Raw genomic sequence first — 15,241 nt, forward strand, 5'->3', positions numbered from 1 at the left:
ACTGCTTTTTAATTTTTGGAGGGGAATTCTACAATAAATACACTTCCTTTTGACACTTCAGAATCTATGGTCAATTTTCCTTCGTGTATTTCTACAATTCTTTTTACAATGGAAAGACCTATTCCGTTTCCTTTTTCGAAACTTTTATTGGAACCGCGGTAAAAAAGATCAAAAATTCTTGAAAGATCTTTCTCTGAAATACCGATGCCATGATCAACAAAACGGATTTTTATATGTTCTGTTTTAGTTTCTATCTCAATATGACAGCTTTTGTCTGCCGAATATTTACAGGCATTCTCTATTAAGTTCGAAAAAGCAACCTGCAGCAGGTAAGGATTACCATAAAAATCATAATTGTTTTCATCATCATCTGAGGCATTGCTCATATAATTGATCCCGATTTTGAAGCCGGCATTTTTCTGCAGCAATGCAAGCTTGGCTTCTGCTAAAATCTCATCCAGACGTAGATTGGTAAAACTGATCTGTGATACATCATAGCTGGCTCTGGCAAAATCTAACAAGGCAGATGACAACTCCGAAGCGTCATTGGCATCCTGCAGAGCATTGTCAATAGAAAGCTTATAGTCATCCAAGGTAACGTTAAGTTCCTTGGCAAGCTCAAGTTCTGCAATTAAGGTAGAAAGAGGAGTCCGGAATTCATGAGAAATAGTGGTCACGAATTGCTTATGATTGTTGAAGGATTTTTCAAGCCTGTTGAAGGTAGAATTAAAAGTTTCCGTGAGTTCATAAATCTCATCTTTTGCCTTGGGAATATCCAGCCGTTTATTAAGGTTGTGCTCTGAAATATCACGGATCTGGAGAATGATATCCTTTAAAGGCTTAAGCGTATAATAGGAAAAAAGAAATCCTATAATAAAAATGATAACAATGGAGCTGATGTAGATGATGATAATATCTTTTTTAAACTCAGAAATATGGGCTTTTCCCGTAACATCAACTGCGCTTCCGATGATATAATATTTTTCTCCGTTGGAGGAGAGTTGAATGGCAATATACTGACGATCACCCCGCTGCCAGAATATTCTGTTTTTATCGGATCTGATCATTTTATCCAGATATTTTTCATTGCTTTTGAGAGGAGGAAGATCTGTGAAGGTAAGCTCTTTTTTGCTGTTATAAACGCTGATGTCTGCTTCATTCAGAAGTTTTTGGTTACGCTGGTGGAGTTCACGGATTTTTTCATCACTGATTCTGGCATCAAATATAAATTCTGAACGCCAGATCACTTTGTATCCCAGCCGGTCATTGAATTCATCTTCTCTGTTTTTTTCAGAAACAAAATAAAGAACGTAAGCAAACAAAAATAAGATGCCTGCCGTAAGGATGGAATAAATGAGTGCTGTTCGGGTTGCTATTTTCATAATTGTGAAGCAAAAATAAATCCTACTCCGGGTTTGGTGTGAATCAGTTTATGATCAAAATTTTTATCAATCTTTTTCCGTAAATAAGCAATATAGACATCAATATAGTTGGTTCCGGTGTCGAAATGATTCCCCCATACATTTTCGGCAATTTCTTCACGGGTAAGAATTCTTTCGGCATTGCTTACCAGAAATACCAGGAGTTTAAATTCTTTGGGAGTAAGTTCTATTTCCGCTCCGTTTCTGAAAACTCTGTTGAATTTCTTATCGATCTTCAGGTCATGATATTCGAGTTCGGTCAGATAAGCTTCTTTATTTTTATTTGATCTCCTCTGCAGAATAGCTTTGATTCTCACATAGAGCTCCCGGATCTCAAAAGGTTTCACCATATAGTCATCTGCTCCGGCGTCAAATCCTTCAATTTTTTCATCAATCGTTCCAAGAGCGGTAAGCATGATGATGGGAAGGTCAGGATATTGCTGTTTGATCAGTTTGGACAGATCAATACCACTCATTTTCGGGAGCATAATATCCATAATGGCCAGATCAAATGTTATTTTATTCAGCAGGACAATCGCATCTTCTGCATCTTCCGAAATATAAACCTGATATTGCTGGCTCTCCAGCCCCCTTTTCAAAAGGCTTGAAACGCGTGAATTATCTTCTACAATTAAAATTTTCATAAAGAAATACGATGAATAGGGGTGTTGGTTTTTCAAACGTTTTTTTGATTTTAAAAGCCTGACTTTCATTTATTCCCAAAGCACTGTACAAAGGTATTTTATATTTTTCTTTTATCAGAAAACATTCCCCCTTTTAATAGTTTTCTATAAGGTTTCTAATAGATTTCTAATACCTGTCGGCCTTTTAGCAATCTAATTTTGTCCCGTTGAAATCAACAAAAGATAAGAATAGAAAAATATGAAGACTACCTCTTTCAAAACAGCAATTGCGTTGTTTTCCTTATTAGGACTTATGGAGAAATTAGAAGCCCAGAAAAAAAATGATTTTAATAATCCCGGATTGACTCATTATTTCAATGAAGATCACTCAAGATATATTTCCTTTAGCGGATATGCAGAATTGTGGGCCAGATATACCCAGCTTAACCCTGGAAGCCTTGTCAATAACGAAGCAAAATCGGATCTGTCTGACCTTTCACTTCGAAGAGTTCGTGTAAAAATGACTTATAAGCCTACAGAAAAGCTGATGTTTGTATTGCAGGGAGGAACTACCAACGTGAATGTCAATGCAAAAGGAAGTAATTATTTTGACCTTCTGGATGCCTACGCTGAATATGCTTTTAATGATAAAATTGCTTTTGGTGCAGGACGTTCTACATGGCGCGGACTCTCAAGATTTACTACAGGACCTTTGAATACGCTGTTATACGACCTGCCGGCTTACGCAACCTCCAATGCGGGAACAACAGATTATACCGTAAGGGAATTGAGTGCCTATATTAAAGGACAGCTCGGAAGATTTGATTACCGTCTGGTAGTGGCTGATCCTTATACCATGGCAACTTCTGATCCGAAACTGAATGTAGCTTCCTTTAGTAAAAACTCCCCCGGAAAAGACTTTTCAGGATATTTCAGATATGCTTTTTTAGATAAAGAGAATATTTCTACACCTTTTAATTCCGGAACCTATATAGGAAAAAAGAATGTATTGAGCCTCGGTGCAGGATTTGATTACATTCACAATGCATTATGGCATCTGGATGCCTGTAAAAATGTAGTGAATGATGATATGAAAAGCTTTGCAGTAGATTTATTTTATGATGCACCACTGAATAAAGAAAAAGGAACGTCAATAAGTGCATATGGAATGGCAATGCATAACGACTATGGGCCTAATTATATCCGGTATGTAGGAACGAATAATCCTGCTACTTCTGTAGATGCTACACAAGCAAGTCTGAATGGAGCAGGAAATGCAATGCCTGTTATCGGAACCGGGAATACCTATTATGTACAACTGGGAGGAACCCTGCCTTATCTGGATAAAGAAAAGAAAAACCTGCAGCTTCAGCCTGCTGTAGGAGTGCAGCTGTCAGATCTGAAAGGACTTCATGATAATGCTGTGATCTATGATGCAGGAATATCTCTGCTGATGAACGGAATGTCTTCCCGTTTAACCTTTGACGCTCAGAACAGACCTGTTTATATCAATGACCCTTCAAACAATGCCGTAGTTTCAGACCGGAAATGGCAGTTTGTCCTTAAATACAGAATAGATTTTAATTAAAATAAATAACAATGGAAAGAAGAAAATTTTTATTCCGCTCAGTCCAGGCTTCTGCTTTGCTGCTGATCTCAGGAAATATGTTTGCGTCTGCTTTACCCATGTTTAATCCTAAAAAAAAGAAAAAAGTGTACTTCCATTATTTGTTGTTCTGGCTTAGAAAAGACCTTTCCGGGCCTGAGGTAAAAGAATTTGAAAATTTTTTTGAAGGCCTTAAAAAGCTTCCTTATCAGAAGAATCTCCGTTACGGAAAACCGGCAGCTTCCAGCCCGAGAAGTGTTTTAGACAGCACATTTACTTATAATGCTTGTATGGAGTTCGATAGCCTGGAAGAACTTGAAGCATATGGAAAACTTCCTGAGCATCTTGCTTTGGTTCAGAAATATAAACCATTCTTTGAAAGAATGCTGGTTTATGATACTGTTTATAATTAAAAATAAAAAATTAAATTTATAATGAAAAATATCATTAAGGGCTTAAGCCTTGTTTTAGTAGTAAGTACTGTAGGATTTATGAATGCACAACACAAAAACCATAAAAATGTAAGTGTCACTTCGGAGACCTCCACTGAGTTTATTCCTGCTATAAGACTAATCAACAATCCTGACGGATCATGTACTTTTGAGAAAGGGAAAATCCCCACTCTTAAACATATGAATACCACAACATTCTGGATGAGCAATAAAACGGAGGAATGGGAAAAAAATGCACATCCGGCTCCCAGAAGACAATATGTGATTACCATCAAGGGCAATATAAGATTTAAAGTAACAGATGGTTCTACTTTTATGATTAAACCGGGAGTGGTTCTTCTTGCAGAAGACCTTAAAGGAACTGGTCACAGCTGGGATATGGTGAAAAGCAAAGAATGGGAGAGACTCTATATTCCGATTGCTGAAAATGCCGATGATTTTTTTATCCCGGATGCTCAATAGTTACAAGTCAATCTCTTTATAAGGGGTATATAATTCGTTATGTTTGAAGCAGTCAGTTTTGACTGCTTTTTTCTTTTGAAGAATTATTGTAGAAATTCTTTAATAACAGCTCTGGCTTCCTCAATGCTATTGCTGATTCGTGCAATTATTTTTCCGTTTTCATCGATGATGAAATGAAGAGGATAGCTTGTAGCATTCACTTTTTTTTGGAAGTCTTTGTTTACATCAAAAAAGTTCATCCAATCCGCATTATTTTTCTTTAAAATATTCCTGGCAACCTCCATTCTATTGGGTTTTTGCTCGTCTGTAATTGTAATGAAGTTTACATTTTGACCTTTATATTCATGATACAGATTCACAATTTCAGGCATACCTTTTATGCAAGGGGCGCAAGTCGTTGACCAATAATCAATAAAGGTTAATTTATATTTCTTAAAATCTTCCGAAGTCAGTTTATTCCCCTTTTCAAAATAAATGTCAGGTATTTTTTGTCCAATGGATGTAGATTGTTCTGCGTTTAAACGGGCTTCAACACCTTTGTATAATACGTTTTGTTTAAATTTTGCGGAAAATAAATTTAAGTTTTTCAAATAAGCAGGATGGTAATCGTTAAGAGTATAATCATTCACAATTTCCCATAATGCAACATACGAATTGGGATTTTTCCTGATGTATTCTCCTAAAAATTCCTGTTTTTTGTCTATATTGATCAAGCTATCACTTTGATAGGGATTTTTTGATTTTATATAAAACGGTTCCAATGATTTTTGTAAAATCTTATATTCTCTGTTGGTAGGGGAGTCTATATTAAGTTCTACATTATTAAAGTCTTTGGGTAAATCAATTTTATATTTTCCTCCTTCTAAGAAAAATACTTTTGTACTATAACCCGCTTTACCGTTCTTTCCCATATAACCAAAAGCTACTGGTTGAGGGTATTCTATAAAACCATGGACAATATTTTCCTTTTGAATTTTAAAATAATAAATGGAATGAGCCATCCTGAGCTTTTTTCCAAAATCAGAAATATTGTTGTTCGTCTGTATTTTAAAAGTATAAAGGTCTCCAAATCCTTTTCTCGTCGAAGGAGCTCCCAGCATAAGGCTGTCATTAATGTATGAATCTGAACGGAGGTCAATTTCAAAATTATTCTGAGAATAAATACAATTTGAAATGAGCATCAATAGTGCATAGAAAAGTTTCTTCATAAAATATGTTGTAGGGGAACTAACTTACAAAAACTTTCATACATAAAAAATCCCTGTGCTTTAAAAACACAGGGACTGTCAATATTTTTATTAAAGATCTTCCGGTATTTCTCCTCTTGGTTAAGGAAGAATCTGTTTTAAAGATTAAGAAAATTTCTTGAAAACAACAGTTGCATTGTGTCCTCCGAATCCAAAGGCATTACTCAACGCAAAATTGATGTTTTTTTCTTTTGCTTCTCCGAAAACAATATTGATATCCTGAGGAATATTCTCATCAATACTGTGAAGATTGATTGTTGGAGGAATAATTCCATTCTGAATAGCCTTGATTGAAAGAATGGCTTCCACCGCTCCGGCAGCCCCCAATAAGTGCCCGGTCATGGATTTAGTGGCACTGATATCAAGGTTTTTACTTCCTTTAAATGCTTTATTAATGGCTGTTAATTCAATCATATCTCCTAATGGTGTTGAAGTAGCATGAGGGTTAATATAATCAATATCTTCCATATTCGCTCCTGCTTCTTTCACGGCCAGTTGCATTGCTTTGATGGCTCCTGCTCCTTCCGGATGGGGTGCTGTCATATGATAAGCATCTGCCGTCATGGCGGCTCCGGCCAATTCTGCATAGATTTTTGCTCCTCTGGCAACAGCGTGTTCATATTCTTCAAGTACCAGAGCTCCTGCACCTTCACCCATTACAAAACCATCTCTGTCTGCATCATAAGGACGGCTCGCGCTAGCAAAGTCATCATTTCTTGTAGACATGGCTTTCATAATAGAGAATCCTCCAATGGATGCCGGAGTAATAGCTGCTTCGGAACCACCGCTGATGATTACTTTGGCTTTTCCAAGGCGGATATAGTTGAAGGCATCCATCAATGCTGTATTTCCTGTAGCACACGCAGAAACCGTTGTATAATTGATTCCCTGAAGCCCATATTTCATGGAAATCATTCCCGAAGCCATATTGGCAATAAACTTCGGTACAAAGAACGGATTGAAACGGGGCGTTCCGTCTCCGGCAGCGAAATCCATTACTTCTTTTTCAAAAGTCCACATTCCTCCCTGTCCTGTTCCCCAGATCACTCCTGTATCAAAAGGATCCATTTTTTCAAGTTCCAGTCCGGAATCCTGAATGGCTTCTGATGAGGCATACATGGCATATTGTGTAAACAAATCACTTCTCTTGATTTCATTATGATTCAGATATACTTTAGGATCAAAGTCTTTTACCTCACAGGCAAAATGAACTTTAAATTTTTCCGTATCGAAATGGGTAATGAGTCCAGCTCCGCTAACTCCTTTAATACTGTTTTGCCAAAAATCTTCAACATTATTCCCTAAAGGTGTCACAGCACCTAATCCTGTAATGACAACTCTCTTCATATGTAGTTACTATTTTTAAATAGATTAGACTTTCATGAGATAAACCTTGTTTACCCATGTTTCATTTTAATTACTTCTTTTATCAGCTAATTTTTCCACTGCAATATTATCAATTTTCTTTCTCTGCAGACGAATATTCCATCATATTATTTAGTGCATAATAAAAGAATCTGTTCTTTTGAATGTATTTTAAACTATTATCTTTCTAAAATCATGGTTACTCCTTGTCCACGTGCTGCACAGATGGATATAAACCCTTTTCCACTTCCTTTTTCATGGAGAAGTTTTGCCAGGGTTGCGATAATTCTTCCACCTGTTGCTGCAAAAGGATGGGCGGCGGCAAGGCTTCCTCCTTTTACATTCAGTTTACTTCTGTCTATTTTTCCGAGAGCTTTTTCCAATCCGAATTTTTGCGCAAGCTCCTCATTTTCCCAGATTTTTATAGTCGCTAAAACTTGTGCGGCAAATGCTTCGTGAATTTCATAATAATCAAAGTCTGACAAACTCATGCCTGCTTTTTTAAGCATTCTCTCTGCTGCAAAAACAGGAGCAAGAAGTAAATCCTGTTTATTTTCCACATATTCTATTCCCGCGAGTTCAGAAAAACTGATATAGGCTAAAACAGGAAGGTTATTGGCTTTTGCCCATTCTTCACTGGCCAGCAAAACTGAGGAAGCACCATCCGTAAATGGTGTTGAATTTCCTGCCGTTAAAGTTCCGTTCTGTTTATCAAAAGCGGGTTTCAGTTGTGAAAGCTTCTCAATACTACTATCATGTCTCAGGTTATTATCTTTATCTAGACCAAAGGCCGGAGTAATCATATCATCAAAAAATCCTTCATCATAAGCTTTTGCCATATTCTGGTGGCTTTTTAAGGCTAGTTCATCCTGTTCTTCTCTGGAAATCTTGTAATATTTGGCGGTAATTTCTGTATGTTCACCCATAACCAGACCGGTTTTAGGTTCCTGTCCTTTATATGGAATCGGCATCCAGTCTTTCAGTTTCGGGCTTAGCAGTTGTTTTATTTTTCCAAACGCTGATTTTTCTTTATTCGCTTGTAGAAGTGCTTTTCTTAATCTTGGCGAAGATTCAAATGGAATGTTGCTCATCGCTTCCACACCGCAGGCAATGCCGCAATCTATCTGGCCCAGGGCAATTTTATTTCCGATATAAATAGCGGCTTCAATTCCTGTATCACATGCCTGTTGAAGATCACAAGCAGGTGTTGCAGGGTCAAGAGTGGTATTCATCACCGTTTCTCTGATGAGGTTGCTTTCCGAAATGTGTTTAATCACTGCGCCACCCGCAACTTCTCCGAGTCGTTTTCCTTTCAAATGATAACGATCTATTAATCCGTTGAGAGAAGCAAGAAGAAGATCCTGATTACCCTGCTCTGAATAAGCAGTATTCATTCTGGCAAAAGGAATTCTGTTGTATCCTACAATAGCCACTTTTTTTGTTTCCATATGGTATTATTTATGATGGAAGAATATTGAGTTCATGATCAATCATATCACTGACTTTATCTAAAGCGTGGTTTAGAAAACTTTGGTCACCCATTGTTTTTGAGAGCAGAATTCCGCCTTCAATAAGCATGATGAATAGGGAAGCATATTGCCCGGCATTGACTTTTTTATCAATTTCCCCTTTACTTTGTCCTTCTGCAATGGCATTTGATATTTTGGTCATCCATTGTTCAAAAGATCTTTTAACCTGAGTTTTTAAAGCCGGAAAAGAGTCATCAGCTTCTGTTGCAGCATTCATCAATGGACAGCCGCCGTTTGCAAAAACAAACTTCCAGTTTTTTCGGTAAAAATCTACAAAAGCATGAAGCTTATCCACTGAAGTTGGATACTCATCACCAAAAGAACGGCTAAGTGTCTTGCTCAATAATCCGGAATTGTATTTGTAAACTTCAATTGCTACTTCATCTTTGTTTTCAAAATTTCCATAGATGCTGCCTTTTGTAAGACCAGTTGCCAGGGTAATGTCGGACAGCGATGTGGAGATATAACCCTTGGTATTAAAAAGGGTTGCTGTTTTCTCGATAATATGCTGTTTCGTTTTTTCTGCCTTAGACATTATAAATGTTTAAATATGATGCAAATATACAAAAATATACCATTCGGTATATTTATTTGAAAGATTAACTTTTTCAGATATTAGGGTTTTAAGTTTTGGCTAAAGCCAATGGAATTATTTTTAAACAAGAAAACGGGCTAAAGCCCGTTCCTATTGATGTTGATATGCATGCTTTGATTCTTAGCTTTCCAAAGTAGCATTCAATGTAATTTCAAAGTTGAATGCTGCGCTTACAGGGCATCCTTCTTCTGCAATTTTCGCAAATTTCTGGAACTCTTCTTCTGAGATTCCCGGAACTTTAGCGGTAAGAGTCAGTTCAGATTTTGTAATCTTTCCGATATTGGGATCAAGGGTAATTACAGAAGTTGTTTTTAATTCTTCAGGGTTGTAACCTGCCTGAGATAATTCTGCATCCAGTTTCATCGTGAAGCATCCTGCGTGGGCTGCTGCCAGTAATTCTTCAGGATTCGTACCTACACCATCCGCAAAACGGCTGTTGAAAGAATATTGAGTCTGGTTTAAAGTTGTACTCTGAGTTGTTAAATGTCCTTTTCCTTCTTTAATGGTACCGTTCCAAACGGCTGTTGCGTTACGTCTCATAATGTTTGTTTTTGTATTTAGTATTGTTGTTTGATTTTGATGTTACAAAGGTATATCTGTGGCGGGGAGTATTCAATAGATAAAATGACTTAAATATTGTACTTTTTTCCCGTAGAGTAATTTTTTTTGAAATTAGCAGGTGTGCTTCCTGTTTTGTTGGTGAAAAGACGATTGAAATAGGCAGGGTCTTCATAGCCAAGATCGTAAGCAATTTCTTTCACAGGTTTATCCGTATAAAACAGTAACCTTTTTGCTTCTAATAAGATTCTGTTGATGATAAACTGATTGGGTGAGTCCAGATTTAAATTTTTAAATTTATGGGTTAACGTTTTCGGAGCTATATGAAGCAGCTCAGCATATTCTGCTACATTATGCTTCTCTCTGAAATGAATTTCCAGATGTCTGCTGAAATCCCGGAAAATATCAAGTTCACTGCCTGGTATTCTGAGCGTGTCATTATCCAGATTTTGTTTCTTCCACTTACGGGTAGCCCTGATGATAATCTGTTTTACATAGGTTCTGATCATTTCCTCTGCGGAAGAATCTTTCCATTCAAGTTCATCCTGAATATTCCGGAACAAACTTTTTATAAGAGAGGTTTCTGAATCATCAAGCTCTACAAAAGGAATTTCAAATACATTATGGAAGAGAAGTCCGTCGCAAGCCACTTCTTTATCATGGATCTGGATGCAGTAGAAATCACGGTTGTAGAAAAGGAGGATAGACTCATCTTTTCCTTTTTGGAGGGTCAGATGCTGGTTGGTGAGGAAGAAAAGTGAAGGTTTCTTGGTTTTATAATGAGTAAAGTCTACCGTAAGTTCGTATCCTGAAGGAATAAAAAATACTTTAATGTCTGTACTGAACCGATTTCCATTGAAATTCTCCAGATTTTCTTCTGAGAATACTTCCAGTCCGAGTCTTTTATAATGATCTTCAAAAATAAGCTGTTGCGACATCCTTTAACTTTAGTTTAAAGATACAAAAAAGCGCGATTTGAGCTGTATTAAATTATTGAACCTATGATTTCTTATGTTTGATATATAAAATTGAAATAAAATAAATCGGAAATATGTTTTTACATTGATATTATTTTATCATTTTTACAAAGATTTGTATTGTGACCTAATAGTATTAACCTTTTTTCATAACAGCCTGTATGAGCGAATTAGAAAATATTCTGAGAGAAATAACTCCACTATCTCCTGAGGATAGTTTTCTCGTGTTTGACAGGATTAAAGCTTCATTCGACTTTCCGTACCACTATCATCCTGAAATTGAAATCAATTTTATCTACAAAGGGAAAGGCTACCGAAGAATGATCGGAGACCATACCGGAGAGATCGGAAATATAGAACTGGTGCTGGTAGGACCCAATTTACCACATTGCTGGGCGAATTACAGATGTAAGAACAGAAAGACCCATGAAATCACTATACAATTCAATCAGGATTTCTTTCAACAGTCACTGATGGAGAAAAATATCCTGAAACCTATCAATAATCTGATGAAAGACTCCATCAGAGGAATTCTTTTTTCTACAGAAACGGCCGAGAAACTAAAAGATTCGTTTCTCAATCTTTCCAAGATGAACAGTTTTGAATCTTTTATAGAAATTATGAAAATTCTGAATGAACTGGCTGTAGCAGAAAATAAAACACTTTTATCCTCATATAGTATTGAGCTTGAGTCTTTTGCGGATAATGATAAAATGAAGGTTGTTCATGATTTTGTTCATAAAAATTTTGAGAACAAAATAACGCTGGATAATGTAGCATCATTGGTGAATATGAGCAATGTGACGTTTAACAGATTTATCAAAAAAAGAACCGGGAAAACTTTTGTTAATTATCTTAATGAAATTAGAATCAGTTATGCTGCGCGCTGGTTGATGGAAAAGAATCTTACGGTCTTTGAAATTGCTTTTGAAGCCGGATTTAATAATATTGCCAATTTCAACAAGGTATTTAAGTCTATCAAAAAGACAACTCCAACTGAATTTAAAGAGCAGTTTAAAGGTGTTAAAAAGATTGAATAATACGTATTAAAAATTTACATTTTTCTGTTTTATATCTTATCTGGCGTCCTATAATTCCGTCCGGAGATCTACTTTTATTTTGTCAAAATACCTGAATAAATCCCCTTTTTTTAATTGTTTGGGAAGTGTTGTATTTTGTTGATATTTAAGGTGTTAATTGCTTTTAAATTTGATTGCTGAAAAAATAATATCGTTTTATGATAAAATAGTATTATATCAGACTGGCAACAAAATTTAGATTTGTGAATGTGAATTAAATCTTAACAAAACTTTAAATTATTTAATACATAAACGGCAAAATTTTGCTGAAAAAACAATAATTTTTTTTGTATTAAAAAATAAAGTAATGTCACTGATTCTCAATTAAATCTAACGAATCTATACCTTATGAGAAAAGCAGTTATACCCGTTCTGTTCGTTTTTTCACTTACTGCAAATGCACAGGAGAAAAAAGCGGCCGACACTACGAAGACAACCAGTATTGAGGAGGTCGTGGTCACCTCTTTGGGGATAAAAAGGCAGGCCCGCTCTTTGACGTATTCCAGTCAGCAGATTGGTGGAGATGAGCTTACAGAAGTGAAAACTCCCAATCTATTAAATTCGATCAATGGAAAAGTTTCCAACGTACAGATCAACAGAACCAATGGTGTAGGTAGCTCCGTAAGGGTGGTCATGAGAGGAGATAAGTCTGTCAACAGTGCACAGCCACTGTATGTGATTGATGGTATTCCTATTATCAACGGAACTGGAAAATCTGCAGATATCGGACAGTATTCCAATATGCCGGATCCGGGAGATGTACTGAGCTCCATCAATCCTGATGATATTGAAAGCATCAACTTCCTGAAAGGAGCTTCTGCATCTGCATTGTACGGTTCTGCCGGAGGGAATGGAGCTATTCTGATTACAACTAAAAAAGGACGTGCAGGGAAAAGCTCAATTACTTACAGTTCCAGCCTTACTATAGACAGAGCATATAGTCTTCCCAAACTGCAGCACAGTTATCTGTCTTATGACCCTGCTGTATCGGGATCACAGCCGGGACAGTCAACAGAAAGCTGGGGAGCAAAAGGAGTTTCCAAGGATTACCTTAAAGATTTTCTGCAGACAGGAACTACATGGGTAAACAGTCTTTCATTCCAGTCAGGAAATGAAAAATCAACAAGCTATTTCTCTATCGGGAACACCACCAACAAAGGAGTGGTTCCTATGTCATATTTTGATCAGTACAATGTATCTTTCAGAAATTCAAGTAAGTTTCTGGATGATAAATTAACACTAGATGCCAATTTCATCGGATCATTACAGGAAAGTAAGAACAGACAGACTCCCGGAGCGTCTTTTTCTCCCTTGACAAGTTTGTATTGGCTGCCAAGAGGAGTAGATTTTGATCAGTATGGTCCTGATAATTACACTTATTTAAATAAAGAAAGGTTTTTACCCGCTCAAAACTGGTGGGAAGTAAATCCGGATGGAAGTTTTAAAGGAAACCCGCCAACACAGAACCCTTATTGGATTTTAAACCGTAATCCTGTTACTGTAAGCAATAAAAATACCTATGGAGCACTTTCATTGTCTTACCAGATCAATCCCTGGTTAACTGCAAGAGTGAGAGGGAATTATAGCTGGAATATTTCAGACAGTCAGCGTGATATTGCTGCTTTTTCAGCACCTACTTTACTGGCTGTTAATGAAGGGATTAATGGAAGAATCCTTAAAAATACATATGAAAACTCTTCTACATACGGGGACGTATTGCTTATCGGTAGTCCTAAAATAAGTGAATCTTTCTCTTTAGATTTTACGTTAGGAGGAAGTATCAATACCACCAGAAATAAAATAGGACAGATTGATAATGCTTATCTGACAAACCCCAACCTTTTCACTGTGAGTAATCTTGAATGGGGTAAAAAAAGATCCCCTGGTGATGGATATCACAATATTTATACCAATATGAAGAAGCAGGTGCAATCTGTCTTTGCCAGTGCTACAGTAGGTTATAAAAACATGTTTTATGTAGACATGACTTTTAGAAATGACTGGGATTCCAGTTTGGCCTTAACCGGAAGAACAGGTTTTGACTATGAATCTGTTGGAGCCAATGCTGTATTATCTTCTGTTTTCAAACTGCCGGAAGTTATTAGTTTCTGGAAAGTAAGAGGATCGTATGCAACGGTAGGATTAGGATTGCCTACCAATATCTCCAATGCAATGATTGAATATAATAAAGGATATACCTTTGGGGTAGACGCCGGAACACTTGTGTTTCCAAAGAGTTCATTCATTACTGATCCTAAGTATAAAGACCTGTTTCCGAAACCTGAATTTAATAAAACTTTTGAAGTTGGAACAGAGCTAAGGATGTTTAGTAACAAATTAAGTTTTGATATTACTTACTACAACTCCAATACGAGTAATCAATTGTTAGAAACAAAAATAGATTCTTATTTCGGAGGGATAGCTCCCGGATCATATTATATTAATGCAGGGAAAATCCGAAATACAGGTTTTGAATCTTCATTATCCTATAAGGTATTCAGTTCAGAAAAATTTGGATGGACAACTACATTAAATGCTTCTGCCAACAAAAACAAAATTGTTGAATTGTTTCCACCAAGTTTACCTATATCAGAAAACCAACTTTTCTCATTAACAGGAGGAGGTGAATATACAAAACTGAAATTAGGAGGATCTTTTGGTGATCTTTACGGAATCAAGTTCAAAAGAGATGATCAGGGACGTATTTTAGTGAATGAGAAAGGAATCCCATTAGCAGAAGGTACTCCTTCTTATCTGGGTAATCCGAACCCTAAGTTTATCATGGGATTCAATAACTCCTTTAATATTGGTAAGCTGGGAATCTCTTTCCTTATTGATGGTAAATTCGGAGGTAAAGTATTGTCTCTTACTGAAAAAGCAAACGATATCTATGGAGTTAGTCAGTCTACAGCGGATGCAAGAGATGCAGGCGGTGTATCTATCCCAAATGCAGTGTATGCACCTGGAACTCCAAATGCAGGACAGGCTTATACAGGTTTAACTGATGCAAAAGATTATTATAAAGCAGTAGGAACAACAGAAGGGTTTGGAAAAGGTATTGATGAAGCTTATCTGTATAGCGCAACAACAATACGTTTACGCCAGGCTTCTATTTCATATACTTTTGATATTCAATCTAAATATATGAGAAATGCAACGGTAAGTTTAGTAGGAACCAACTTATTTTTCTTCTACAAAAAAGCACCGTTTGATCCTGAACAGGTATCAGGAAATACGCCTGGTGGAGTTGGGGTAGATTCATTCGGATTACCGGTTACCCGATCTATTGGATTATCATTAAAAGCTAACTTCTAACTTTTACAATTA

General features: G+C 36.6%; 13 protein-coding genes. 5 read left to right on the forward strand and 8 right to left on the reverse strand.

The features are described from left to right. Positions 1-8: 8 nt before the first annotated feature. The gene (locus DDF69_RS19805) at positions 9-1,382 is read right to left on the reverse strand and encodes a sensor histidine kinase (protein ID WP_114822290.1); all 1,374 of its coding nucleotides are present in this window, start codon (positions 1,380-1,382) and stop codon (positions 9-11) included. After that, the gene (locus DDF69_RS19810; protein ID WP_114822291.1) at positions 1,379-2,065 is read right to left on the reverse strand and encodes a response regulator transcription factor; all 687 of its coding nucleotides are present in this window, start codon (positions 2,063-2,065) and stop codon (positions 1,379-1,381) included. The genes DDF69_RS19805 and DDF69_RS19810 overlap by 4 nt, the downstream gene beginning before the upstream one ends. 238 nt (positions 2,066-2,303) lie before the next feature. Between DDF69_RS19810 and DDF69_RS19815 the strand changes: the two genes are divergently transcribed. The 3 genes from DDF69_RS19815 to DDF69_RS19825 are packed head-to-tail and all read left to right on the forward strand — an operon-like array spanning position 2,304 to position 4,564. After that, a complete protein-coding gene (locus DDF69_RS19815; protein WP_114822292.1) occupies positions 2,304-3,632 on the forward strand; it encodes a porin in 1,329 nt (442 codons plus the stop codon). Positions 3,633-3,643: 11 nt separating this feature from the next. Further along, the gene (locus tag DDF69_RS19820; protein WP_114822293.1) at positions 3,644-4,063 is read left to right on the forward strand and encodes a Dabb family protein; all 420 of its coding nucleotides are present in this window, start codon (positions 3,644-3,646) and stop codon (positions 4,061-4,063) included. A 21-nt stretch (positions 4,064-4,084) separates the two neighbouring features. After that, positions 4,085-4,564, forward strand: coding sequence for a hypothetical protein (locus DDF69_RS19825; protein WP_228412054.1), 480 nt, complete (start codon positions 4,085-4,087; stop codon positions 4,562-4,564). Between the two features lie 83 nt (positions 4,565-4,647). Here DDF69_RS19825 and DDF69_RS19830 read toward each other — a convergent pair whose 3' ends face one another. The 6 genes from DDF69_RS19830 to DDF69_RS19855 all read right to left on the reverse strand — a co-directional run bounded on the left by DDF69_RS19830 (position 4,648) and on the right by DDF69_RS19855 (position 10,796). Continuing rightward, a complete protein-coding gene (locus DDF69_RS19830) occupies positions 4,648-5,772 on the reverse strand; it encodes a TlpA family protein disulfide reductase (protein ID WP_114822294.1) in 1,125 nt (374 codons plus the stop codon). Positions 5,773-5,916: 144 nt separating this feature from the next. Beyond that, positions 5,917-7,158: a beta-ketoacyl-ACP synthase II gene (fabF, locus tag DDF69_RS19835; protein ID WP_114822295.1), complete on the reverse strand. Its 1,242-nt coding sequence runs from the start codon at positions 7,156-7,158 to the stop codon at positions 5,917-5,919. A gap of 197 nt (positions 7,159-7,355) precedes the next feature. Then, positions 7,356-8,624 carry an acetyl-CoA C-acetyltransferase gene (locus DDF69_RS19840; protein ID WP_114822296.1) on the reverse strand — a complete coding sequence of 423 codons (1,269 nt, stop codon included), beginning with the start codon at positions 8,622-8,624 and terminating at the stop codon, positions 7,356-7,358. 10 nt (positions 8,625-8,634) lie between these two features. Beyond that, the gene (locus tag DDF69_RS19845) at positions 8,635-9,240 is read right to left on the reverse strand and encodes a TetR/AcrR family transcriptional regulator (protein WP_114822297.1); all 606 of its coding nucleotides are present in this window, start codon (positions 9,238-9,240) and stop codon (positions 8,635-8,637) included. A gap of 180 nt (positions 9,241-9,420) precedes the next feature. Beyond that, a complete protein-coding gene (locus DDF69_RS19850) occupies positions 9,421-9,840 on the reverse strand; it encodes an OsmC family protein (protein WP_114822298.1) in 420 nt (139 codons plus the stop codon). A gap of 89 nt (positions 9,841-9,929) precedes the next feature. After that, a complete protein-coding gene (locus DDF69_RS19855) occupies positions 9,930-10,796 on the reverse strand; it encodes a helix-turn-helix domain-containing protein (protein ID WP_114822299.1) in 867 nt (288 codons plus the stop codon). Between the two features lie 200 nt (positions 10,797-10,996). Here DDF69_RS19855 and DDF69_RS19860 point away from each other — a divergent pair, with 200 nt between their 5' ends. Further along, positions 10,997-11,875, forward strand: a complete 879-nt coding sequence (locus DDF69_RS19860; protein WP_114822300.1) for an AraC family transcriptional regulator — start codon at positions 10,997-10,999, stop codon at positions 11,873-11,875. A gap of 387 nt (positions 11,876-12,262) precedes the next feature. Then, positions 12,263-15,229, forward strand: coding sequence for a SusC/RagA family TonB-linked outer membrane protein (locus DDF69_RS19865; protein WP_114822301.1), 2,967 nt, complete (start codon positions 12,263-12,265; stop codon positions 15,227-15,229). Positions 15,230-15,241: the final 12 nt, after the last annotated feature.

Source organism: Chryseobacterium sp. KLBC 52 (genome assembly GCF_003347605.1).
GTDB lineage: Bacteria > Bacteroidota > Bacteroidia > Flavobacteriales > Weeksellaceae > Chryseobacterium.